Annotated in this window: 19 protein-coding genes and 1 pseudogene; 13 read left to right on the top strand and 7 right to left on the bottom strand. The window is 59.4% G+C overall.

Going from position 1 to position 23,250, the window contains the following annotated elements; all coding sequences use genetic code 11:
* Nucleotides 1-272: 272 nt before the first annotated feature.
* The 8 genes from oxlT to AXG89_RS16975 all read left to right on the top strand — a co-directional run bounded on the left by oxlT (nucleotide 273) and on the right by AXG89_RS16975 (nucleotide 9,663).
* Nucleotides 273-1,631 carry an oxalate/formate MFS antiporter gene (gene oxlT, locus AXG89_RS17010; protein ID WP_062003057.1) on the top strand — a complete coding sequence of 453 codons (1,359 nt, stop codon included), beginning with the start codon at nucleotides 273-275 and terminating at the stop codon, nucleotides 1,629-1,631.
* Nucleotides 1,628-2,584 carry a LysR family transcriptional regulator gene (locus tag AXG89_RS17005; protein WP_062171095.1) on the top strand — a complete coding sequence of 319 codons (957 nt, stop codon included), beginning with the start codon at nucleotides 1,628-1,630 and terminating at the stop codon, nucleotides 2,582-2,584. Before oxlT ends, AXG89_RS17005 begins: the two co-directional genes overlap by 4 nt.
* A 149-nt stretch (nucleotides 2,585-2,733) precedes the next feature.
* Nucleotides 2,734-3,762 (top strand): 2-dehydropantoate 2-reductase, encoded by a 1,029-nt coding sequence (locus tag AXG89_RS17000; protein WP_062171093.1) that lies wholly within the window; start codon nucleotides 2,734-2,736, stop codon nucleotides 3,760-3,762.
* A gap of 114 nt (nucleotides 3,763-3,876) precedes the next feature.
* Complete coding sequence (locus AXG89_RS16995; RefSeq protein WP_062171091.1) at nucleotides 3,877-4,098, top strand: hypothetical protein; 222 nt, start codon at nucleotides 3,877-3,879, stop codon at nucleotides 4,096-4,098.
* A 64-nt stretch (nucleotides 4,099-4,162) separates the two neighbouring features.
* Nucleotides 4,163-4,843 (top strand): GntR family transcriptional regulator, encoded by a 681-nt coding sequence (locus AXG89_RS16990; RefSeq protein WP_256700993.1) that lies wholly within the window; start codon nucleotides 4,163-4,165, stop codon nucleotides 4,841-4,843.
* 1,394 nt (nucleotides 4,844-6,237) lie between these two features.
* Nucleotides 6,238-7,485, top strand: coding sequence for a formyl-CoA transferase (gene frc, locus AXG89_RS16985; RefSeq protein ID WP_062171087.1), 1,248 nt, complete (start codon nucleotides 6,238-6,240; stop codon nucleotides 7,483-7,485).
* 113 nt (nucleotides 7,486-7,598) lie between these two features.
* Entirely contained in the window at nucleotides 7,599-8,342 is a 744-nt protein-coding gene (locus AXG89_RS16980) for a hypothetical protein (RefSeq protein WP_119024666.1), read from the top strand.
* 79 nt (nucleotides 8,343-8,421) lie between these two features.
* Entirely contained in the window at nucleotides 8,422-9,663 is a 1,242-nt protein-coding gene (locus AXG89_RS16975; protein WP_062171083.1) for a YbfB/YjiJ family MFS transporter, read from the top strand.
* A 69-nt stretch (nucleotides 9,664-9,732) separates the two neighbouring features.
* On the opposite strand, the gene AXG89_RS16970 is transcribed toward AXG89_RS16975, so the two are convergent.
* Nucleotides 9,733-10,059 carry a DUF4148 domain-containing protein gene (locus AXG89_RS16970; protein ID WP_062171080.1) on the bottom strand — a complete coding sequence of 109 codons (327 nt, stop codon included), beginning with the start codon at nucleotides 10,057-10,059 and terminating at the stop codon, nucleotides 9,733-9,735.
* 220 nt (nucleotides 10,060-10,279) lie between these two features.
* Complete coding sequence (locus AXG89_RS16965) at nucleotides 10,280-11,179, bottom strand: LysR family transcriptional regulator (protein ID WP_062171078.1); 900 nt, start codon at nucleotides 11,177-11,179, stop codon at nucleotides 10,280-10,282.
* A gap of 135 nt (nucleotides 11,180-11,314) precedes the next feature.
* On the opposite strand from AXG89_RS16965, the pseudogene AXG89_RS16960 reads away from it, so the two are divergent.
* Nucleotides 11,315-12,480: pseudogene (locus AXG89_RS16960) on the top strand (mandelate racemase/muconate lactonizing enzyme family protein).
* A gap of 67 nt (nucleotides 12,481-12,547) precedes the next feature.
* Nucleotides 12,548-14,176: an NAD-dependent malic enzyme gene (locus AXG89_RS16955; protein WP_062171076.1), complete on the top strand. Its 1,629-nt coding sequence runs from the start codon at nucleotides 12,548-12,550 to the stop codon at nucleotides 14,174-14,176.
* Between the two features lie 10 nt (nucleotides 14,177-14,186).
* Here AXG89_RS16955 and AXG89_RS16950 read toward each other — a convergent pair whose 3' ends face one another.
* Nucleotides 14,187-14,708, bottom strand: a complete 522-nt coding sequence (locus tag AXG89_RS16950) for a hypothetical protein (protein ID WP_062171074.1) — start codon at nucleotides 14,706-14,708, stop codon at nucleotides 14,187-14,189.
* Nucleotides 14,709-14,940: 232 nt separating this feature from the next.
* Here AXG89_RS16950 and pyrE point away from each other — a divergent pair, with 232 nt between their 5' ends.
* Together pyrE and AXG89_RS16940 are read left to right on the top strand one after the other, a co-directional pair.
* Nucleotides 14,941-15,453: an orotate phosphoribosyltransferase gene (pyrE, locus tag AXG89_RS16945; RefSeq protein WP_062171072.1), complete on the top strand. Its 513-nt coding sequence runs from the start codon at nucleotides 14,941-14,943 to the stop codon at nucleotides 15,451-15,453.
* 21 nt (nucleotides 15,454-15,474) lie between these two features.
* Entirely contained in the window at nucleotides 15,475-15,870 is a 396-nt protein-coding gene (locus tag AXG89_RS16940; RefSeq protein ID WP_062171070.1) for a VOC family protein, read from the top strand.
* Nucleotides 15,871-15,878: 8 nt separating this feature from the next.
* On the opposite strand, the gene AXG89_RS16935 is transcribed toward AXG89_RS16940, so the two are convergent.
* Entirely contained in the window at nucleotides 15,879-17,096 is a 1,218-nt protein-coding gene (locus AXG89_RS16935) for a glycoside hydrolase family 71 protein (protein WP_236873496.1), read from the bottom strand.
* A gap of 1,109 nt (nucleotides 17,097-18,205) precedes the next feature.
* On the opposite strand from AXG89_RS16935, the gene AXG89_RS16930 reads away from it, so the two are divergent.
* Nucleotides 18,206-19,735, top strand: a complete 1,530-nt coding sequence (locus tag AXG89_RS16930; protein ID WP_062171065.1) for a GGDEF domain-containing protein — start codon at nucleotides 18,206-18,208, stop codon at nucleotides 19,733-19,735.
* A 46-nt stretch (nucleotides 19,736-19,781) separates the two neighbouring features.
* On the opposite strand, the gene AXG89_RS16925 is transcribed toward AXG89_RS16930, so the two are convergent.
* The 3 genes from AXG89_RS16925 to AXG89_RS16915 form a co-directional block, all read right to left on the bottom strand.
* Nucleotides 19,782-21,659, bottom strand: a complete 1,878-nt coding sequence (locus AXG89_RS16925; RefSeq protein WP_372237073.1) for a pyrrolo-quinoline quinone — start codon at nucleotides 21,657-21,659, stop codon at nucleotides 19,782-19,784.
* Between the two features lie 246 nt (nucleotides 21,660-21,905).
* A complete protein-coding gene (locus AXG89_RS16920; protein ID WP_062171063.1) occupies nucleotides 21,906-22,583 on the bottom strand; it encodes an anti-sigma factor family protein in 678 nt (225 codons plus the stop codon).
* Nucleotides 22,573-23,181, bottom strand: a complete 609-nt coding sequence (locus AXG89_RS16915; protein WP_062171061.1) for an RNA polymerase sigma factor — start codon at nucleotides 23,179-23,181, stop codon at nucleotides 22,573-22,575. Before AXG89_RS16915 ends, AXG89_RS16920 begins: the two co-directional genes overlap by 11 nt.
* Nucleotides 23,182-23,250 lie beyond the last annotated feature (69 nt).

Genomic DNA, 23,250 nt, shown 5'->3' with positions numbered 1-23,250 from the left:
TGCAGCCAAGCGTTCCGGTCCGCTCAACAAAAGAACACTGGATGTGCCTTTACATGATTTTCCCGACAGCTCCCTCAGTCCTTCGGCCGGTGTTTCACTCGCGGCTGCGGCTCGCTGCGTGGGGCTCTGAACCAGGACCCTGACCGACCAAAAACCAACTCTCGCACCGGTGCCAGGTGGAACTTGCGCAAAAGACGCATGCAACCCGATGACACCGTTGAGCCGCAGTCGATTACGCGCCGCACGAGCGCCGATACATAACGGAGACAGACATGGCAAACGCAGATACGCTCACGGCACCCGCCGGAAGCAACCCGAAACGCGGGGTGCATAACAACCGATGGGCGCAGCTTGCCATCGGCATCATTTGCATGGGGCTGGTTGCCAACCTGCAATACGCGTGGACCTTGTTCGTTGTCCCAATGGATGCAAAACACCACTGGGGACAGGCCGCGATTCAAACGGCATTCACGGTGTTCATCGTGACGGAAACGTGGCTCGTGCCGCTCGAAGGTTGGCTCGTCGATAAATTCGGCCCGCGTCCGGTTGTCATCGGCGGCTCGATTTGCGCGGCGATTGGCTGGATCATCGATGCCAACGCCACTAGCCTCTACCACCTGTATATCGCGGCGGTCATCGCCGGGATCGGCGCCGGTTGCGTGTACGGCACGTGCGTGGGCACGGCGCTCAAGTGGTTTCCGGACAAGCGTGGTCTTGCAGCGGGCCTGACGGCAGCCGGTTTCGGCGCAGGTGCGGCGGTCACGGTGATCCCTATCTCGAACATGATCCAGACCTCGGGCTATGAACACGCATTCATGTTCTTCGGCATCTTCCAGGGCGTCTGCATCTTCCTGCTTGCGTTGATGCTGGTGCGTCCGCGTCCGCCCGCACATGCGGTTCCGGCGAAGCGCGTGGTGGCATCGAAGATCGATTACACGACGGGGCAGATGGTCCGCTCACCTTTGTTCTGGGTGCTGTACCTGATGTTCGTGTTCGTGGCTGCCGGCGGCGTGATCGCCACGGCGCAACTCGGTCCGATCGCGAAGGAATACGGCTTCGCCAAGATGCCGGTCAGCATTCTCGGCGTCACGCTGCCGCTGCTTACGATGGCGCTTTCCATCGATAACCTTTGCAACGGTTTCACGCGTCCCTTGTGCGGCTGGATCTCCGACAAGATCGGCCGTGAGAACACGATGTTCTTCATCTTTATCGGCGAAGGGATTGCGTTGCTCGGGCTGATGGAGTTCGGCCACAACCCGTATCTCTTCATGTTCTTCGCGGCGATCACGTTCCTGTGCTGGGGCGAAATCTTCTCGATCTTCCCTGCAACCTGCGCGGATACATTCGGCAGCAAGTACGCTGCTGCCAACGCCGGTACCTTGTACACGGCGAAGGGCACGGCTTCCATGCTTGTGCCGCTGGCGTCGGTGCTGTCGGCGATCGGTTCGTGGGATGCGGTGTTCATCGCGACGGCGACCATCTCGATTGCAGCCGGTTTGTGCGCCAAGTTCGTCCTGGCGCCGATGAGAAAGCGCTGGATCGACAATACGGTGGCCGAATCCAGCCGGCTCGATGCCGCTTCGTTCCAGACCGCCTGGTCCGAAACACCGCGCAATTCGTCGGCGCAATGAGCAGGAATCTCGTCGCCGAAGCAGGGCTGAAGGGGTCCGGCGTGTCCTTGCAGCAGTTGCGCCTGTTCGTCACCCTTGCCGAACACCGGAGCTTCACGCAGGCCGGCAACGCGCTCGGCGTGACGCAATCGGCGGCGAGCCGCAGCATCAGGGAGCTGGAAGAGCTGCTTGACTTGCGGCTCTTCGATCGCACCACGCGCCACGTCGCGCTCACCGATACGGGCCGCGCCTTGCTTCCCCGCATCGCGCTCCTCGTCGATGAACTCGAAGTCGCGCTGCGGTTTGGGCAAGAGGTATCGACGGCGGAAAGCGGCGCGGTATCGATTGCATGCAGCGCAAGCGTGGTTGCTTCAGTCGTTCCGGCGCTGCTTGCGTCCTGCCGGGCGAGCTATCCGAATCTCTCGCTCAAGCTGCACGACGCGCCGCAAGACCGCGTGCTCGACATGCTGCGTTCGGGCGACGCCGATCTGGCCATCCTGATCGAGCCGCAGGAAAGTCGCGACTTGTCCACTGAGACGCTGTTCTCCGATACCTTTTGCGCGATCGTGCCGGCGCGTCATCCGCTGGCATCGAATGCAACGGTTCGATGGCGCGAGCTGAGCGGCGCCGACCTGTTCCTTCTCGACGATACCGCCGGCAGCGCCGACATGATCGCCGACGCGCTTGGCCAGCAAGGGGTATCGAACGTCAGGGTGCAGCGCCTGACGCAAGCGGCGAGCATCGTGCAGATGGTCGCGACGGGTCTCGGGATCGGCATCCAGCCGATGCACGCCTGGCCCGCGCCAGCGCATGCGCTGGTTCAAGCGGTGCGGTTGTCGCCGCCGGTGAGCCGCAATATCGTGCTCGCGAAGCATCGGGAACGTACGCTGGAATCGCAAGCGAGACGCATCTGGACCCACGTCGTTTCGTCGTATCGCGAGGAGCACAAGCTGCTGCAAACGGCTGACGCCTGAGCGTTCATTCCAACCTTTAAAAAAGCGCGGCTCCCTCGACAGGACCGCGCTTTTTTATTGTTCATTGTCCTTGCGCTTTCGCGAGCGCTGCCCAATACTGAAATCTAATATGTTGTATATCAGAAAGATAAAAGATTCAGGAGACGACGATGAAAATCTGCATTTACGGAGCGGGTGCGATTGGCGGTTACATGGGTGGGCAGCTTGCGAGAGCTGGCGCGGACGTCAGCTTTGTTGCACGCGGGCCGCATCTCGCCGCGATGCAAGCTAACGGCCTGCGCCTGCAAATCGAAGGACAAGAGCATACCGTCAAGGCCCGATTCACCCACGATCCTGCTGAACTGGGAGCACAGGACTTCGTGATCATCGCGTTGAAGGCGCACTCGGTTCCGGGTGTCGTCGACCAGATGCCGCCATTACTTGGCCCCGATACCGCCGTCATCACCGCCGTCAACGGCTTGCCGTACTGGTACTTCCACGATCATGGCGGCGCGTTGTCGGGCACGACACTTGAAAGCGTCGATCCGGGCGGTCGCCAATGGCAGATCCTCGGACCCGAGCGCGCGATTGGCTGCGTGCTCAATCCCGCTGCCATCATTCTCGAGCCCGGCGTGATCCGCCATGTCCATGGCAAGAAATTTCCCATCGGCGAGCCCGATGGGCAGATCACGCCGCGACTGCAGGCGTTCCACGACATCATGGCCGCCGCCGACATGGAAGCGCCGATGCGCGACGACATCCGCGACGAAATCTGGCTCAAGCTCTGGGGAAGTGTCTGCGTCAATCCGATCAGCGCACTGACCGGCGCGACGCTCGATGTATTGACCAGCGATCCGGCCGTGCGCGATCTGGCGCGCAGCATGATGTTGGAGGCGCAGGAAATCGCGGAACGGCTTGGCGTGCATTTTCGTGTCGATATTGAAAAGCGCATCGATGGCGCAGGCGCCGTGGGTTCGCACAAGACGTCGATGCTGCTCGACTGCGAAGCCCGCCGGCCAATGGAAATCGATCCGATCGTAACCGTCGTTCAGGAAATCGGCCGAAAGCTTGGCGTAAAGACGCCAATGATCGATGCTGTGCTCGCGCTCATCAAGCTGCGCGAGGGCGTGAATCAAGGCACGGCGCGTCCGCGCATCAAAACCATTGAATCCTTCACACGCTCCCGGAAAGCCGCTTAAACTTCCATCAAGGAAGGGTTGTTGTTTCTGATATATCACATACGAAATATGTTGCGTTGCATTGCGACGCAACATATACTGAAGGCTCTTGAGGTTAACCACTAGGAGCCGGAAATGAGTATCGCTTTGTTAGTCGTGATCGGAGTTGCCTTGGTAGCGGGTGGTGTTGGTGTGACGTTTGCACTGGCGTCGGCGTTGCCGCAAGACGTGTTGCAGCGTGCGCAGGAAAATGGTCGTTATGCCGGACTGGCAGCGGACGATCAGGGCGGCAGCACGGGTACACGGGCGACGACGGGCGCGCGGAACCTTGGACATCAAGCCATCAATGCCATCTGATACTGAAGTTGCTGCAACGTCTGCCAATATTCTCGAACCGCGGCTGGAGCCGAGGGCTGCGGGTGTGACGCTTTCGCTGGCGCCGATCAATGCGACGGTTTCGTTGCGTGATCAGGCTTATGCCCGGCTGCGTCAGGCCATATCGGAAGCGGATATTTATCGTTCGCGGGAAGAGATCAGGCTGGACGAGAAGGATTTGACCGAAGCGTTGGGTGTGAGTCGTACGCCTATACGCGAGGCCATGACGTTACTCGAGCAGGAAGGTTTTCTGCGCACGGTGCCGCGTCGTGGGATTTACATCGTGCGCAAGACCAAGCACGAGATTGTCGAGATGATCAACATGTGGGCCGCGCTTGAGAGCATGGCGGCGAGGCTCGCGACTCAACGCGCGACGGATGAAGAGATCGCTTCGCTTCGTCATATGTTCGATCATTTTCAGAATACGGCGCCGGCTGAGCATATTGATGAGTATTCGGAGGCGAATATTGCCTTTCACCAGGCGATTGTGCAGTTGAGCAAGTCGCAGATTCTCTTCGATACGATCAAGAATATATTTGTGCACGTGCGGGCAATCCGGAAGATGACGATTTCGCAAAGCGACCGGGCAGCGAGATCGATCGAGGATCATATGAGGATTATTGAAGCGCTTGAAGCGCGGGATACCGAATTGGTCGAGAGATTGGTCAGGCAGCATTCGCTGGATCTGGCCGCGTTCGTGCAAAAGAATTGCGATTTTCTGGATTAGGCGGGTGGGGCGCTGGCGCTTGGGCCGGGTTTTGGTTTTTTAAGTTTAAAAGCAGCGGTCGGGTTTTATGCCGGGTTGCTGCTTTTTGCGTTTACGCGCGTTCTGTTCTTTCTCGCTTTTTTAGCGCTATTAGCCACTGTCCGTGGCGGGACTTCATTCCACGGGTTTTGCGCTGGCGCTCGGGTCAATGTTTTTTGTGGTCTGGGTTGATGCCGGGTTGCTGCTCTTTAGGCTGCCGCGCGTTCATTGCTGTCTGATTTCTTTAGCACTTTTAGCCACTGTGCGTGGCGGCACTTCATTTCTTTGTCCAACGGCGACAAAGAAACGAAGCAAAGAAAACGCCTCTCAACCGAGGGCACATAAGTGTCCCGAGCGTGCACTGACAACTGTTTGGTACTTCAGAAGAACGGTTATCGACATAACCACCAACAGTTGAAACCCTCCCCCTCCGTCATCAGATACCCACACGCTTCGCCACCAGTAATTGTGGCAGTCAATACGGAAACCTGGCCAAGACATAACAACGGGTTAAGCCATAACAGCTCCGCAGGTCTTGACCCGCACAGGACTTTGCCGCCGGGGTCCCATGCAAGCCCGGATACAACGGAACCAGTACAGCCATCCATTTGTTTGGGCGCCAGCGCGCGCAGCGGGGAGGCCTAATTAATGGACTCCCAAACTGGTGGCGAAGCGTGTGGGTTGCGGTTGACGGAGGGGGAGGGTTTCAAGTGTTCGTGGTTATGGCGGCAACCGTTCTTCTGACGTACCAAACAGTTGTCATTGCACGCTCGGGACACTTAAGAATTAGCGGTTGGGAGGCGTTTTCTTTGCTTCGTTTCTTTGTCGCCGTTGGACAAAGAAATGAAGTGCCGCCACGCACAGTGGCTAAAAGTGCTAAAGAAATCAGACAGCAATGAACGCGCGATAGCCTGAAGAGCAACAACCCGGCATCAACCCAGACCACGAAAAACATTGACCCGAGCGCCAGCGCAAAACTCGTGAAATGAAGTGCCGCCACGCACAGTGGCTAACAGTGCTAAAGAAATCAGACGGCAATGAACGCGCGATAGCCTGAAGAACAACAACCCGGCATCAACCCAGACCACGAAAAACATTGACCCGAGCGCCAGCGCAAAACTCGTGAAATGAAGTGCCGCCACGCACAGTGGCTAACAGTGCTGGAGAAATCAGACAGCAATGAACGTGCGATAGCCTAAAGAGCAACAACCCAGCATCAACTCCGACCACAAAAAAACGTCCCCTCCACGCCGAGCCTCTGGAAAACACCCTCTTGACTCCGCCAGCACTTGGAATATTGTATATCACAGCAAAAACAAGAACGACCCAGCGGCAGCATCCAAAAAAACACCTTGGCCCCACGGCCCCGAGCCCCCATGAGCAAAGCCCTCACCGGCGTCCGCATCCTCGACTTCACACATGTCCAGTCAGGCCCGACCTGCACCCAACTCCTCGCATGGTTCGGCGCCGACGTCATCAAGGTCGAACGCGCCGGCATCGGCGATATCACCCGCGAACAACTCCGCGATGTCCCCGACGCCGACAGCCTCTACTTCACGATGCTGAACCACAACAAACGCTCGGTGACCATCGATACGAAAAATCCCGAAGGCAAGAAGGTCCTCGAATCGCTCGTAAAAAGCTGCGACGTGCTGGTCGAAAACTTCGCGCCAGGCGCACTCGACCGCATGGGCTTCACCTGGGAACGCATCCAGGAACTGAATCCAAAGATGATCGTGGCATCGGTGAAAGGCTTCGGACCAGGACCCTACGAGGACTACAAGGTCTACGAGAATGTCGCGCAATGCACCGGCGGCGCAGCATCGACAACAGGTTTCGATGACGGCCCGCCCGTTGTCAGCGGCGCTCAAATCGGCGATTCGGGCACCGGACTGCACCTGGCGCTCGGGATCGTCACCGCGCTCTACCAGCGCAACGCGACGGGCCGCGGCCAGAAGGTGCTCGCGGCCATGCAGGACGGCGTGCTCAACCTGTGCCGCGTGAAACTGCGCGATCAGCAGCGCCTCGAACGCACCGGCGTGATGAAGGAATATCCGCAATATCCGAACGGCGAGTTCGGCGAGGCAGTGCCGCGTGCGGGCAACGCATCGGGCGGCGGGCAGCCAGGCTGGATCCTGAAGTGCAAGGGCTGGGAGACGGACCCGAACGCATACATCTACTTCATCACGCAGGCGCCCGTGTGGGGCGCAATCTGCAATGTGGTCGGCAAGCCGGAATGGATCGATCATCCGGACTTCAGCACGGCGGCGGCAAGGCTTCCTCATCTGAAGGACATCTTCGCCGAGATCGAACAGTGGACCATGACCAAGACCAAGTTCGAAGCAATGGACATCCTGAATCAACACGACATTCCGTGCGGACCGATCTTGTCGATGAAGGAAATTGCCGAGGACACGTCACTGCGAAAGACGGGGACGATCGTGGAAGTGGATCATCCGGTGCGCGGCAAATACCTGACGGTCGGCAACCCGATCAAACTCTCCGACAGCCCCACCGAGGTCACGCGTTCACCGCTTTTAGGTGAACACACCGACGAGGTCATGACAGAACTCGGCTACTCGGCCGACCAGATCGCGACGCTGCGCAGCCTGGGCGCGATCTGATCTTGGATTGATCGTTTCATGCGCGGATGCGCGCTTTCCGCAATGGCGCCACGCGCAGGAATTCGATACCTTCGTCACGTTTCATCAACAAAATTTCCAACACGGATAAATCGATGCTCGACGGGGTCTGGTGTGCGTTAGCGGTGATTGCATCGGTACAGAGTCTGCGCACACCGGGCGCGGTATCGCCGGCTCGGCAACAGGCATTGCGCGATGCCGCGGGCGTCGGCGCGGCCGTGATCGTGGCCTACGCCATGGCGACTGGCTTCGAATCGATGCTCGTGGCGCTCGCCATTGCGGCGTTTGCCGTGTTGACACCGCGCTCCGGCAAGGCCACGCCCGCGTCGCTGCAAAGTGCGCTTGCGCTGGCGGCGCTGGCGTCGGCATCGGCGGACCATGCGCTTGGACTCGATACCGGGGCATCGCTCGGGTGGACTGCGCTCGGCGGGTCATCGGCGGTGATCGTTGTGTTTGCGGCCGGGTACCTGCGCGTCGGGTCGCGCATCCGCGCGCTCAATGGCGTGTTCTTCAACACGCCCGCCAGCGGCATGCACTTCGCGTGCGCCGCGTTGTGCACGGTGATCGCTTATACGGCGGGGTTCGAGGGCGGTGCGGTCGCGGTGGTGATCATCGGCGCGATGGTGGCGCTGATCGCCGCCTACCTCGCCATGGCGCTCGCTGATCGCGCGTACCCGGTGTTTATCGCTGCGTTGAACGGTTATGCCGCCTGCTCGGTCGTGGCGGCGGGCGTGGGACTCGCGAATGGCGCGCTGGTCGTGACCGGCGTTGCGCTCGTGCTGGGATGTGTGGCGGCGTGCACGAGCGCGATTCCGTCGCGGGTGTCGAGCAAGAAGTAGAGGCATCGCATTATCATGGTGGCGCTTCTTCTGCACTTGTTGCGTTGCACGCATCCCGAAAGCTCAAGCCGCCCAGCCGATGATCGACGAACCCCGTAACACCGCGGCACCATACTTTCCTGCATCGGACACAGCGCACTCGCGGCGCACGACGCTCGTGCTTGCGGTGGGTTTATCGTTCGGCACTGCGATTGCACTCGGCCTCACGCGCTTCTCCTACGCGCTGTTATTGCCCGCCATGAAAGCCGATCTCGGCTGGAGTTTCGCGCAAGCCGGCGCGATGAACACGGCAAACGCGCTCGGTTATCTGCTCGGCGCGCTGACTTTCCCATTGCTCGCGCGCCGCTGGCCGGCGGGCGTGTGTTTCATTTGGGGATGCGTGCTGACGGCGGTCCTGATGATCGCGGGCGGTCTCGTTTCCGATACCCATGCGCTACTCGTTCAACGCGTCGTGACCGGCATGACGAGCGCATCCGTTTTTGTAGGCGGAAGCGTGCTTGCGGCGCGGCTTGCATCGGCTCATCCACACGATGCCGGTCTTGTCCTCGGCCTGTATTACGGCGGCGCGGGTCTTGGGATCATCGCGGCGGCGTTGCTGGTTCCCGTCACGGTATTGCCCGGCGTGCACGGCTGGCAATGGGCGTGGTTTGCGCTTGCGGCGGCCTGCGGACTTGCTTCGGTCGCGGCGGTCATGGCGGCGCGCAAGACAGGAATCCACGAGGCTGCGCCCGTGGCCGCAAACCTGCAGTCTGCCGCGCGTCTTCCTTTGACCCGGCTCGGTTTCATGCTCGCCGGATATGGGCTTTTCGGGGTCGGGTATATCGGCTACATGACGTTCCTGATCGCGCTGCTTCGATCCACGGGAATGAGCTCGGCGGTGGTCACGGGGTTCTATGTGCTGCTCGGCGTTGCGACCATCGGGTCGGCGCGGATATGGTCGGGACTGCTCAACCGCATGCGCGGCGGTCAGGCGCTTGCGGTGTTCAACGGCGTCCTCGCCTTCGCGACAATAATGCCCGCGGTGTTTGCGCAACCGGTCGTTGCGTTCGTGTCGGGCGCATTGTTCGGCGCGACGTTTTTATCGGCGGTGGCGTCGACTACGGCGTTCGTGCGGCATAACCTTCCCGCCGCGCAGTGGACGCGCGGCATCGGCGCATTCACGATCGTGTTCGCATTCGGCCAGATCGTCGGGCCGGTGGTGATCGGATGGATCTCGGACGGCGCGGGACTCGCGCGCGGCCTGATGTACTCATCCGCGATGCTTGCTGTCGGCGCGGTTTTAGCCGCATTGCAGAAGCCCTTGGCTAGCACGCGCACATGAAAAAATCGCCCGACGCCTTAAGGCGACGAGCGATCCTTGCGAGCTCGAATTCAAACAGTCAAAAGCTGCTTAGTGCCCGAAGTAAATCGAATGCTGTTGAATCGGCGATGCGGGGGCCATCGTCGCGCGCATGCCTGATGCCGATGTACCGCTTGTCGACGGACCATAAGACTGCGTTTCTACGCCGTTGGCTGCATCAACACGCTGCTGTGCAGCTTGCAAGCCCTGCGGATAATAGTTGTCGTTTGTCGCCGGGTTATAGCCCGCCTTTTCCAGGGTGCTCAACTGGGCGCGAACCTCTGCGCGCGTAACCGGTGCGTTGTCCTGGGCGAAGGCAAAAGTCGGTGCTGCAAGTGCCGATGCAATCAGCAGGGCGGGGAAAAGTGACTTGGTCATGATGAACCTCCAGAGTTCTGTTCTTGGACTGCTTCAAGTAGTGCGGTGCAGATCAATTTGTTCATCTGCATACGCAACCTATGAAACCAGTCTAGGCCCCCTATTGACGTAATCAAACGATAGTTTCGTCGAAAGATATTTGTTGTTTCGGCAACAATAAAGCAGTTGAAACTCAGCGTCGCTTAAGTTTCGGCCCTTTTTCGCGGCAATGGTCCGGCGATCACTGGGACGTGCGAAAGTGCTCTGCCAGGAAATCGATGAACGCACGAATGCGCGCCGGCTGGTTGCGGCGGCTCGGATAGTAGACAAACAGATCGGCTGGCGGCAGAAGAAACTCAGGCAACACGACTTTCAGGCGTCCGCTTTCGAGGTACTTGGCGAGGTCCCATTCGGAGCGGATGGAGATGCCGTGTCCGTCGAGCGCCCATCCAAGGACGATGTCGCCGTCGTTGCTCGACAAGCCGCCCGGCACTTTCACCGATACCGTCTCGCCATCGCGCGTGAAGCGCCATACGCCATAGGCATCGTCGTTCTGCCGATGCAGGATGGTCCTGTGGCGCCCGAGGTCACTGAGTGCGGTGGGATTGCCATGCCGTTGTAAATACGCTGGCGATGCACACAGAAAGCGCCGGTTCGACATGATGCGGCGCGCGTTGAGCCGCGTATCGGGGAGTGCGCCGAAGCGAATAGCGAGATCGAACCCTTGCTCGACGATATCGATAGGCCTGTCCGTCACATCAAGCTGAACTTCGACTTGCGGATAGCGCTGCACGAACGCGGAGACGAGCGGCGCGATGGTCGTGCGGCCAAATCCAAGCGATGCATTCACACGCAAGATGCCGCGCGGCGCTTCGCGGCTGCGCGATACCGCGTCTTCCATCTCCCGCGTTGCAGCAAGAATGCGGATGGCGTGACGCAAATAAGTATCGCCTTCGTCGGTGAGGCTCGTGCTGCGCGTGGTGCGATTCACGAGCCTGACTCCCAGGCGTTGTTCCATCAATGCAAGCCGGCGTGTTGCGGCCGGCGGCGTCAGATCGAGCGCGCGCGCGGCCGCCGACAAGCTGCCAAGGCGTGCAAGCTGAACGAAAAATTCGAGATCCGAGGTGCCGTCGTTCTTCACTTAAACTGAATAATCAAATGTGTACCGGTGAAGTGTAACGCGGCGGGGCGCGCGTAAGCTTCGGTTATCGGCTGAAGCACGTGCTAGACCGCTCACTTACACCCGAACTTAGACCCGCATTCAGGAGACAGGCACATGAAAATCGTGGAAATTCGCGAGCTGACCATTCCGATCAGTTCAGCCATTCGGAATGCGTACATCGATTTCAGCAAGATGACACTGAGTCTGGTTGCCGTGATCACCGACGTGATGCGCGACGGCAAACCGGTGATTGGCTACGGGTTCAATTCGAACGGACGCTATGGCCAGGGCAAGCTGATGCGCGAGCGTTTTATTCCCCGCGTGCTAGAAGCCGATCCGGATTCGCTGCTCGATGCAACGGGTAACAACCTCGATCCACACAAGGTCTGGGCCGCGATGTTCACCAACGAAAAGCCGGGCGGCCATGGTGAGCGGTCCGTAGCAATCGGCACCATCGACATGGCGGTGTGGGATGCGGTGGCGAAGATCGAAGGCAAGCCGCGTTCCAGTTGCTGGCCGAGCGTTATGGCAACGGCACGCCGGATCGCAAGGTCTTCGTTTATGCCGCGGGCGGTTATTACTATCCCGGACAGGATTACAGCAAGCTGAAAGACGAAATGCGCAGCTACATTGACCGGGGTTATACCGTGGTCAAGAAGAAGATAGGCGGTGGATCGCTCGACGAAGATCTGCGCCGGATCGATGCCGTGCTGTCCGTGCTGCAGGACGGACAGAAACTCGCCGTCGATGCAAACGGCCGCTTCGATCTGGATACGGCCATCCAGTACGCCAAGGCGCTCTCGCAATACGATCTCTTCTGGTACGAAGAAGCCGGCGATCCGCTGGATTTCGAATTGCAGGCGACCCTGCGGAACTACTACGACAAGCCGATGGCAACGGGCGAGAATTTGTTCTCCATGCAGGATGCGCGTAACCTGATCCGCTATGGCGGCATGCGCGCGGACCGCGATTACCTGCAATTCGACTGTGCGCTGAGCTACGGTCTCGTCGAATACCTGCGCACGCTCGACATGCTCCATCAACATGGCTGGTCCCGTTCACGCTGCATTCCGCATGGCGGCCATCAGATGTCGCTGAACATTGCAGCGGGTCTTGGCCTCGGTGGCAACGAATCGTATCCGGACCTGTTCCAGCCGTTCGGGGGTTTTCCCGACGGCGTGAAAGTAGTCGATGGTCATGTGACCTTGCCCGAACTTCCGGGTATAGGCTTTGAAGGGAAAAGCGATCTGTATGCGCACATGAAGGCCTTGTCGTCCTGAACACCCAGGTTGAGCGCAGGTTCAAGGGTTGAGGCCATTCACATACAGCTAACACCAGGAGACTGAAATGCAGAAACCGATCGAGCTTTCCGGCCGCGACATCCTTCGCGATCCGCGTCTTAACAAAGGATCCGCATTCACCGAGGAAGAGCGCCGCAAGTTTCACCTCGAGGGACTCTTGCCGCCCGGATCAAGCTCGCTCGAACTGCAGGTGGCACGCACGCATACGGAACTCGCCGCGCTCGACAATGACCTCCAGAAGTACCTGCTCCTCTCCGATCTGCAGGCGAGAAACGAGACCCTGTTCTACGCCACGATCATGTCCGATCCGGCGACCTTCATGCCGCTCGTGTACACGCCGACCGTCGGCGAGGCCTGTCAGAAGTTCAACCATATTTTCCGGGCGACGCGCGGCATGTATGTGCCCATCTCGGCGCGCGGCCGCGTGAAGGAGCTTCTTCAGAACTGGCCGGAGAAAGAAGTCCGGTTCATCGTGGTGACGGATGGTGAACGCATCCTCGGACTCGGCGATCTGGGAGTGGGCGGCATGGGCATTCCTATTGGCAAGCTGTCGCTTTACACCGCGTGCGCCGGCGTGCCGCCGCAATATTGCCTGCCGGTCATGCTCGATGTCGGCACGAACAACAGCGATCTGCTCGATGACCCCCTTTACCTCGGCTTGCGGCAGGAACGCGTGCGTGGCGACGAATATCATGCATTCGTGAACGAGTTCGTTGAAGCGGCGCTCGAGTTGCATCCGCAGTGCTGCGTGCAATGGGAAGACTTCGCGAACTTCAATGCGGTGCCGCTGCTTGCGCGTTACAAGGACAAGATCTGCACCTATAACGACGACATCCAGGGCACCGCTGCGGTCGCGCTGGCGGGCATCTTTGCCGCGCTGCATATCTCGAAGCAGAAGCTCGTTGATCAGCGTTTTCTGTTCCTCGGCGGCGGTTCGGCAGGGACCGGCATTGCCGAATTGATCAGCCAGGCAATGGTGCTGGAGGGGCTGACCATAGACGAAGCGCGCGCCCGCAATGCGTTATTCGATGTCAACGGCCTCATGGTGAAATCGCGCACCGACCTTGCTGATTTCCAGAAGCCCTTCGCCGTCGATCACGCGCCGGTAGACACCTTCACCGACGCGGTGAAGGCGCTGAAACCGACCGGCATCATCGGTGTGAGCACAGTGCCCAAGCTCTTCAATCAGCACGTGATCGAAGCAATGGCCGAAATCAACGAACGCCCGATCATCTTCCCGTATTCCAACCCCACATCCCGCTCGGAGTGCACGGCGGAAGAAGCCTACAAATGGTCGTCGGGCCGAGCCATCTTTGCAAGCGGAAGCCCGTTTCCTCCGGTGGAAATCGAGGGGAAGACGTTCGTGCCGGGGCAGGGCAACAACGTCTATATTTTCCCGGCGCTCGGTATGGCCGTGTTCGCCACGCAGGCGAGCCGCGTGACCGATGAGATGTTCATTGCCGCAGCGAAGGCGGTCGCCGAGCAAGTGTCCGACGCGAGTCTTGCGACCGGTTTGATCTATCCGCCGCAAAGCAAGATCTTCGAGGCGTCACTGCATGTGGCCGTGCGGGTAGCCGAATGCATCTTCGATAACGATCTCGCACGCGTTCCGCGACCCGACGACATCACCGCAATGATCCGCGATTGCGCTTACAAGCCTGCTTATACGCTCTAGGCCGGCTGCATCAGGCGAGCGCAGCCCTGATCCGCGCGATCGCATCGATCTCCGGTGCGCCTTCCGCAAGTCGATCGCGCGGGCACCATGGATAGGGCAAGTCCTGCGCCCATTGGAGGATGGGTTCGGCCGTTTCTTGCGGTAAGCTCATCATCTCTTCGATGGTGATCCGCAGCGCCCGCACGCGCCCGGTATCATCGGCCGTCCATTCGTACCGGCCGAACCCGGCGCGCGCCGATCCTGTCTCTTTCTCCGACATGCACACAAGCCAGTCGCACGCGAACGTGGTTTCGGTGCGTGGTTTTTCACCGATACAAAACGTATAGACGTTCTCATAACGCACTGCGAATTCGCTGACCAGCACATCGGAAATGGCTTTCGCGCCCTTCACGGCGGGCGGAAACGCGATGTCCCGGGTATTGATTTTCATCGTCAATTCGGCGTCGGCGGCGAACGCCTGGGCGATCAGATGCGGCCGGTTGCCATCCTTCGCGCGAATGTAAGTTTCGATGGATTTTTGAAGCGTGATCATGTGAAGTGCCTGCGCGCGAGGGACGAGGCGTCAAGTGTAAGGTCGCACGAAGTCCGCGGCCCGAAAAGCCCCTGCGCCTTGATGGACAAGGCATCCAGCGCATCGGCAGGTCACTTCCGCGCAGCCGGGCGTTGCTGAAGTTGTAGGGAATCACTTCCTCGAACGCAACTTTTCGCGTAGATTTGCGACCGCGAAACAAATGTCACCCCGGTAATGTAAGAGGAATCCATCCATGTCCACGGCCAAGCGAATCCGCGAAGTGTCCAAGCTGAGCGGCGATTTTCTGCTGCGCTCAGGCAAGCGCAGCAATACCTACTTCGATAAATATCGCTTCGAATCCGATCCGTCCCTGCTCAAGGAGATCGCCGAGGCGATGGTCCCGTTGATCCCGCCCGGCACGGAAATCCTTGGTGGCCTCGAGATGGGCGGGATTCCGATCGTGACGATGCTGAGCCAGGCAACCGGCCTGCCCGCGGCGTACATCCGCAAGGAAGCCAAGGAATACGGCACGTGCAAGTACGCCGAAGGTGCGGATCTGACCGGGAAAAAGCTCGTGCTGGTGGAAGATATCGTGTCGAGCGGTGGTGCTATTGCCGATGCAACCGCGAAGCTGCGCGCTGACGGTGTGCCGGTTTCGGTGACGTTGTGCGTGATCGATCGAGAAAGCGGCGGCAAGGAAATGCTGGAAGGCATCGGCATTGAACTGAGGTCGCTTTTCACATTTTCGCAAATCGAAGGCGCTTAAGCTCTTTCCAGCACACTCCTTATGCAGCTTCTTGATCACGTGTCGATTGGCGTGCCCGATATGGACGCTGCCCGGCGTTTCTACGATGCCATCATGAACGCCCTCAGCGCTGCGAAAGTGTATGACCTGCCGCACGCGCTGGGATACGGTGAGCGCTGCACGCCGCAGGATGCGGCGTCGACTTATCTTGCGGTGTATCTCGATCACGGAGAAGTAACGGATTCGAAACGCCACTGGTGTTTCAAGGCTGCGTCGCGCGAACAGGTCGATGTGTTTCACGCTGCAGGGCTCGCTGCGGGGGGCCGCTCGGATGGTGAACCCGGTTTGCGCGCTGATTACCATGCCGGATATTACGCTGCGTTCCTGTGCGACCCGGCGGGTAATCGCGTTGAAGCGGTTTGCCATCTTCTTGCGTGAGCGGCTGTTCAAGCCTGCGCGCTGCCCGAAAAATAGTTGTATGCGCCGGAGGAATCGTCGTCGGTGATGGGCTGTTCGCCGCTTTTATCGATGATCCTCTTTCCCTGACGTTTGAGCACGAAGCGCGGTCTGCCGGCGCGTGAATCCACGCTGAGATGGGTGATTCCGACGTGGACATCGATCTGCCTGTCCGAATCCGCGCCCGGCAATTGCACGATCAGCGTTGCGGGCGCTGTCAGGAACACTGATACGTGGATACGCGTCGAGAGCGGCGTTTGACTCTGCGGTGGCGTGCCCGCAGCCGAAGCCGGCGGATTCAACCGATAAAAATAAAACAACTGGTCGCGCAAGATCGCCGGTTGGTTACCGGTCTTGAACCACTGAATGTAATAGGCGCTGGCATCGAGGTAAGCCGCGTGCGAGGGCAACTCCCCAAAGCGGTCATCGTAGACATGAGCACGGCCGGCAGCTCCGGCAGGCATGGGCAACGGCGCCACATACGTGGACTCGGCCCAGTCGTTCCACGTCACGATCTGCACCCACGACGCATTCGATGCGATTGCCGCCTCCCATTCGGCTGCCATGCCCGAGAAACCCTCCGTCTCGAACGCACGATAATTCGTGCCCGCAGGCAATCCGCGATAGTACGGCGTCACCGGCGCCATGAAGAGCTTGCCGTGTGCACGCAGTTCGGGGCCAAGACACTCGACGGAATCCGCGATCAGCTCCGGCAAACCTGCTGCTCCGAAGTAGAAATACCCATCGGCGGTTCCTAGCCGCTGCACAATTTGATCGGCTGCAACGGGCGTGATGAGTCGCTCTCCGCTCTCGGGGAAAAAGTGCGGCACGAAGAACGCACCAAGCCTTCGGGCGTGGTCTATCAGCGCGGCGCCATTGCTGAATCCTTTGCCTCCGGCAGCGTAAGCCGAAAGAACCGGTTTGCCATCCATACGTAATTGCGCTTTCAGGTCGCGGGTACTTTCGACTATATCGTCGATCTCGTCCTGCGCGTGGCCATCGGCGGAAACAAACAGCGTGAAGTCGAAATCAAGGCTCCCGGCCGCTTCATACATGCTCATCACACGTTGCTTGTATTGCGGTTCGCTTCGGTGCCAGCCGCCGCAATTCAACGCGAAGCCATCGATTCCGCGTGCGTGTGCATCGCGCATTTCAGATCGATACGACTCGATGCTCGCCTGTCGTCCGCCCCGCGGCCATGCAACCATGTAATGAGCGAAGACTCGTTTGCGATTTTTGTCGAGACTTGATAACGGCGCAATGGCGTGAGCAGTGATGGGCACCGGCAATACGCAAGACAGCGACAAGCAAGCGAGTATCAAGCGACGGCGGCTTTGGAGAGGACCTGGATTCACGACGGCGACCAAGAGAAGTGTCGCCGTCATGGTAGCTGCATAGCGCGGCGCATGCTGCTAGAAATTGCCAGGGAAACGAGCTTCGAAACCGACCGTGCAATTGTGAATGAGAATGCGCGCACAACCTTGTCTACGCTACTTCGTTAATGATCAGGTATCCAAACGTATAGAGGGATTCGCAAGATGACGGGATGAAAAAAAGCCCATCGCTCACGATGGGCCAAGCTGCAGTCACTTACACCACTCACAACACGTCTTTGGGAAAAGACGCACCTTCAGTTTAAAAGCGCTTGCTGTCCGCTTGGTTGCGGCGCCGCTTACATGCATTACGCGGCGTGACAGGAGTCGAAACAACACGGCGAAGTGGAACGCGGCTTGCGGTTAAGAAATGGTGAACACTTTCGGTTCACGGGCAGGCATCTGGGTCAGGCTTACACTTTCAAATTCGTAAGCTTGTACGGGCATACTGCCAATCCCCGTTACTCTATGGAAAACATTATGAAGAAGATCGCTCTCACGCTTACAGTCGCGATATCGACGTTCTGCGCAGTTGCTCCTGCGTTTGCCGCTGATAATCATCACCATCGCGAATGCCATAAGGTGAAGGTGCATCACCACTGGGTTAATCGATGCCACTAAGCTGAGCTTCCTGCTAGAAGCCTGGCGCCGGTAAGCCGTTCCTTCGCGGGAACGGCTTTTGCGCTTTATGGAGCGATTAAAGGTGCTGTAATGGCAATAGAATAGGCGCTTAGCGGGAAAACATTAAAATAAGCCTACAGTGTAAGTGCGGCGGGTGCACACTTGTAGTTAGCGGAATCTAACGCCGAATGCCCGCTTTGCAGACCGCAGCTTTGAAGGAAGATGGAACCCCGGCGGCAACGCTGGCGATTCCGGTCACCAAGCATGTAAAAAGGTCATGGTGAAATGCCGAAAACCATCGCCCGAGCGTTGGAAGCCTTCGAATGTTAAAGAAACCGACCATTTTCTTTCGGCTAAGAGCGGCATTGGCGCGCCACCCGAACGCAATCAGTCTTGGAAGCATTGCATTCTCGGTCATCGTGCTCGTCTCTGCGATGGCGATTCTCCTGCAAGCGCGAAACGACGCGACACTTCGTGCAACCGAAAATGCCGACAACCTCGCGCGCGTGCTGGAACACGACATCACGCACACCACCGAACTCACGGATCTTTCGATCCAGGCTGCCGTCGATGGCGCGGAAGACGCGGACGTCATGCAGTTGCCGCCGCGTTTGCGCAACGAGTTGCTGTTCGACCGGTCCGCTAGCGCAAGCCGCTACATAGGTTCTTTCCTGTGTCTCGATGCGCATGGAAAGATCATCGTCGATTCGTCGAGTATCGTGCCGCGTGGTAACAATCTCGCCGACCGTGTCTGGTTCACCATCCACCGCGACAATCCGGGCATTGGCTTATATGTCAGCCGGCCGCTGCAGTCGCGTCTGATTCCGGGTGAAGTCGATCTGATGTTCAGCCGCCGCGTCAATCGGCCCGACGGATCGTTCGCCGGCGTGGTCGTCGCGGCGTTCCGACTGGACTACTTCAAGAACCTGCTGTCTGGCGTAAGCGTCGGGCCGGGCGGCATCATCACGCTGCTTCAGGACGACGGCCATGTGATCCTGCGTTATCCCAACGACGGAACCCGCGTCGACGAGAACTTCGCCGGGCGCAAGAATTTTGAGCGGTTCAAGTCGACGGGCGTCAGCTCGTTCTTCGGTGTATCGAAGGACGGTACCGAGCGGCTTTACAACTTCCGGCGCTTCGAGAAGCTCAAGATGATCGTGATCATCGCGCCAACGAGCCATTACGTGTTCGCGGACTGGAACAGCCGGGCGTGGTACATCGGCGTTGTGACACTGCTGCTGGTCTTCGGGCTGGTGTCGGCGGCGCGGCTGTTATCGGTCGAGTTTCAGCATCGGCTGGAAGTCGAGGCGCGTCTGCGCAACATGACACGGGTGGATGGACTTACCGGACTGAGCAACCGGCGCAATCTCGATGAACGTCTGCTGTTCGAATGGCACAGGTCGAAACGTTCGGGCGAACCGCTGGCTATCCTATTCGTGGATATCGACCGCTTCAAAAGTTACAACGATACCTACGGACATCAGTCCGGCGACGACGCGCTGACCGCTGTCGCGCAGGCGATTGCGAAAAGCAGCCAGCGTCCTGGCGATATCACCGCGCGTTTCGGCGGGGAAGAGTTTGTCGTGGTGCTGCCGGAAACGGACAGCAAGGGCGCGACGCTCGTTGCTGCGGCGATTCATTGCGCCGTGCACGCGCTTTCGATTGAACATACGGGCAGCGAGCACGGCATGATTACGGTGAGCATCGGGGTTGCATCGACGCAGGCAGACGATATCGCCGATGCGCTCGCGTTGATCAGGGCGGCTGACCGCGCTGCTTATCGCGCGAAGGCCTCAGGCCGGAATCAGACGAGCGTGGCCGGGCCTTATAGCGATGAAGTGCTGATCAGCTAGCAATGCGGGCAGCAACTCAGCTTGCGCGCAGCGTCAGCGCGTCATCTCATTTCAGCAACCCGAACACGGCGACCCCATTCGTCGCGCCGACATAGACCTTCCCGGCTGCGATCATCGGCGTGATGAACTTGTTGCCAGCGCCGAACTGATCGCGCGCGCCGGCCTGATTGCTGTTGTATAACTCATGCGCGAGGTTGGTGGCGTCGTAGGCGTGCAGCGCTGCGACCGTGCCATTTTCCGCCGCCCACACAATACCGTTGCTGGCGCCGTTCGCCGAGATGGCGGGCGTTGCGCCGGGATAAGGAAACTGCGTCGGGCTCCGCGAGGACGCCGCGGTGGCGAGCAGTGCGTTAGTGACAGGCAGCGCCTTGAGCGCATCGGTCTGTCCGCCGTAATAGACCACGTTGTTGTAGTACGCAGGCGACCCCCAGATACCACCGGCCAGGACCCCGGTCAGCGTTTGCCAGATGTTGTTCGACGTCGGGCTGAACTTGCCCATGTTGTCTCGATCGACCACGTAGATGTTGTTGTCCTTGCCCGCGCCTACAGCCAGATGCTTGACCGTCCCGTTCGCAGTGGTTTGATCGGGCAGCAGCATAGCGCCGCCCGAGCCGAAATCATTGTCTGCGGCAGCTTGTGCCACGACGTCGGACATGGCGAAGTAATCGGTGACGGCCGGCGTGGCGGTTGCGGACAGCTTGATGAACGCATCGCCGAGATCACCGTCTGCCGGGAAACCCTGCGCGTTCAGATTCGTGCCGAAGGTGCCGTTGCCATCGATGAAATAAATCGATGTCCCGTCCGACGCTATGCCCGAACCCGCCATCCAGATCGATCCCTGGCTGCCGTTGGGCGTCACGGGAAGCGCGCCGGTTTGCTTGAGCGTAGCCGCGCTGTAGGTCATCAGCCAGCCATTGTAGTTGCCTGACATGCAGTGCGCTGTCCACCCCATGTAGATGTTGCCGTTGACGAGCGTCAGCGCCGCACGCACCGTGTGCAGGGCCGGATTGAAAGTCAGAACTCCGTTGACGCCTTCTGCGCCGTTGCCTGGATAGGTTGCAGAAATTTCAGTTGGGCCTCCGAACAACTCCGCACCGGTCGCAAGGTCGATCGCATGCAGGCGGTGATGAACGTTGCCGCTCGCGTCCGTGCTCATGGCAACGGCATAGAGCGCGCCGTTCGCACCGCGCGACCGGTCGATGACCGGCGTGGCCGTAATCCCGATTTCGGGCGTGAGGTCCTGGCAACCGGTATCGAGGCTCGGCGTTTCTCCAGCGCCGGCCAGCGATTTTTGCCACAGTGCGGCACCGTTGTCGGCGTCATAGGCATAGACGCTGTCGTGCTCAGTGACCACGTAGACGACGTTATGCGTCGCTGCGCCTATCGTCAGGCTGGTGACGAAGAGCGGCTGGCCATCGACCTTGCCGTCAGCGGGAAGGAAGCGCAGTTTGCCGAACGTTGCCGAATTGACATTAGCGAGCGTGAGCGTTGTTTCCGCCAGCATCTGACCGGTTCGCGCGAGGTCGTTGTGATGCATCAGCACGTCGGTTGCAAAGGAGGGGACGGGCGTTGGCGTGGTGGTCGTCGAACCGGAGTTCGTGCCGCTGGACGCGGGCGTGCTGGGCGTGGCGGGGGTGGCGGGTGTCACGGCGGGTGTGGTCGCGGATGGCGCCGAGCTCGTGCCTGGACTTGCGGCGGTTCCGCTGGCACCGCTGGCGCCGCTGGCACCCCCCGCACTGGCAGACGTGGAAGGACTGCCGCCTGAACCGCCGCCACATGAACCGAGGCATACCGCGATCAGCAATCCTGCACAACTCTCGAACAGACGACGCTGACAGACTGCGTAAACAGCGAATTTGGAGTGCAGAGATTTCACGGCGGTTCTCCCGTGGCAGATGGACACCACAGCACGTGATACCCGCATCGTTTTCGCACGAGTTACTCGTTTCTGATCAGCATGACGAAGCGGCGTGTGGTGTCCCCAATCAGCAAGAAAAGCGCCCGACCAGGCGATGATTCTGCCTGCTTAAAAAGGGCTTAGCTCGCCGGTGCGAACGAGGTTTTCAAATCGCGAATATCAGATGAATGACCCGTTGAAGATGCTCGGGAGCAGAGAGAACCGTATGATGAAAAACGAGGTCCAAGCCGGGCTTGGGCGCGACCCATGACCTCATTGCAAACCGGCAACCACGGCGTCGGCAAAGCGCTTCAAATAAACAGGCGAAGCGTCTGTGATTGCCCAGAACACCATCCCGTTCTGCCGCCACTTGATCAGTGAATACCCTTCACTCGTCTCGGTGGTCATGGCTGCAGGCACCGCTGCATGACCTGCGGTATCAGGGAAAACATAGAGATCGATAGGGTGTTTGAGGTAGTGATAAATCATGACAGCCACCGGCCGATGGTCCACATAGTCAAGTCTTCCACCAACCAATGGAAATCCTTGCGCTTGTGGGTCGACCACAGGAGGTGCGTAATCAATGCGCCCGTTGAACCACGGCTTCACCGTATGCTGGTCGCTTGAAAGCACATCCATGGTCCGCGCTGACATCAGCGCCCGCACGTGACTCGCAACGATCTCCTGTTCGATCCCGTTCGTTCCACCGGGACGTTGAAAGAACATCATCGAGAAGAACACCAGCGCGCATGCGCAGATCCCGGTGATACCCCCGCCGGCAAACAGCAAGCCCGCGGAGCGCATCGGCCAGTTCAACGAGAACCACCGCTTCTTTTCGTGTTGTTCGTTGAGCCGCGCGCGCACCTGAGCGTGCAGCGACGAAGGCGCACGTTCGTACAGCGATCCATCGCGCAGCTTCTCGGCGAGTGACACGTTGTTTTCAGTTTCCACGCTTGGACTCCTCGGCGCCGGCAGGCGGTGTTTTCACCAGACGAATGGCAGGGTGTTCCGGATTGCCTTGCGCTATGCGCACTGCACTGCACAACAGTCGCCGCGCGCGCGAGAGCCGCGACATGACCGTGCCAATAGGAATGCCCGCAACCTGCGCCACGTCCTTGTAACTCATGTCCTCCAGTTCACGCAGCACGATCACCTCACGAAATTCCACCGGCAACATGGCAAGCGCGCGATGCACGAGATCCGTCTCGTCCTGTCGCACCGCCATCTTCTCGGGGTCGTCGCCGCTTTCGTCGGACCAGCCGGGAAGCTGTTCATCGACTTGCAGCGAGTCGTCGTAGGGCGTGGAGTCCGCCTGATGATGATGCTTGCGCCACTCCGTGAACCACGTATTACGCACGATCGCGAGCAGCCATGCGCGCGGGTTGTCACCGGTATAGCCATCGAAGAAACGGAAAGCCCGCAGGAAAGCTTCCTGCACGACGTCGTCAGCTTCGGTCGCGCTGCCGCTCAACCAGCGGGCGAGGTTATACGCCGCGTCTAGATGCGGCAGCATCACCTGATCGAAGCGATTCGGCGGGGACTTCCCCATCGGTGTTCTCCTGACTACTCCAGCTGCGAAAGGACGCAAGCACTCAATCTAACTTACCGGCGCTGGCAT

Origin of the sequence: Burkholderia sp. PAMC 26561 (genome assembly GCF_001557535.2) — a bacterium.
In the GTDB taxonomy this organism is placed as follows: domain Bacteria; phylum Pseudomonadota; class Gammaproteobacteria; order Burkholderiales; family Burkholderiaceae; genus Caballeronia.
The sequence above is the reverse complement of the archived record's forward strand: the minus strand, read 5'-3'. Positions and strand labels throughout refer to the sequence as shown.

Coding starts and splice junctions, on each gene's coding strand:
- AXG89_RS16940 (WP_062171070.1), top strand. CDS start 15,475: ATGCAGCTTCTTGATCACGTGTCGATTGGCGTGCCCGATATGGACGCT.
- AXG89_RS16950 (WP_062171074.1), bottom strand. CDS start 14,708: ATGATCACGCTTCAAAAATCCATCGAAACTTACATTCGCGCGAAGGAT.
- AXG89_RS17000 (WP_062171093.1), top strand. CDS start 2,734: ATGAAAATCTGCATTTACGGAGCGGGTGCGATTGGCGGTTACATGGGT.
- oxlT (WP_062003057.1), top strand. CDS start 273: ATGGCAAACGCAGATACGCTCACGGCACCCGCCGGAAGCAACCCGAAA.
- AXG89_RS16970 (WP_062171080.1), bottom strand. CDS start 10,059: ATGACCAAGTCACTTTTCCCCGCCCTGCTGATTGCATCGGCACTTGCA.
- AXG89_RS16915 (WP_062171061.1), bottom strand. CDS start 23,181: ATGGGGAAGTCCCCGCCGAATCGCTTCGATCAGGTGATGCTGCCGCAT.
- frc (WP_062171087.1), top strand. CDS start 6,238: ATGAGCAAAGCCCTCACCGGCGTCCGCATCCTCGACTTCACACATGTC.
- AXG89_RS16930 (WP_062171065.1), top strand. CDS start 18,206: ATGTTAAAGAAACCGACCATTTTCTTTCGGCTAAGAGCGGCATTGGCG.
- AXG89_RS16925 (WP_372237073.1), bottom strand. CDS start 21,659: ATGCGGGTATCACGTGCTGTGGTGTCCATCTGCCACGGGAGAACCGCC.
- AXG89_RS17005 (WP_062171095.1), top strand. CDS start 1,628: ATGAGCAGGAATCTCGTCGCCGAAGCAGGGCTGAAGGGGTCCGGCGTG.
- AXG89_RS16995 (WP_062171091.1), top strand. CDS start 3,877: ATGAGTATCGCTTTGTTAGTCGTGATCGGAGTTGCCTTGGTAGCGGGT.
- AXG89_RS16955 (WP_062171076.1), top strand. CDS start 12,548: ATGCAGAAACCGATCGAGCTTTCCGGCCGCGACATCCTTCGCGATCCG.
- AXG89_RS16975 (WP_062171083.1), top strand. CDS start 8,422: ATGATCGACGAACCCCGTAACACCGCGGCACCATACTTTCCTGCATCG.
- AXG89_RS16980 (WP_119024666.1), top strand. CDS start 7,599: ATGCTCGACGGGGTCTGGTGTGCGTTAGCGGTGATTGCATCGGTACAG.
- AXG89_RS16935 (WP_236873496.1), bottom strand. CDS start 17,096: ATGGTTGCATGGCCGCGGGGCGGACGACAGGCGAGCATCGAGTCGTAT.
- pyrE (WP_062171072.1), top strand. CDS start 14,941: ATGTCCACGGCCAAGCGAATCCGCGAAGTGTCCAAGCTGAGCGGCGAT.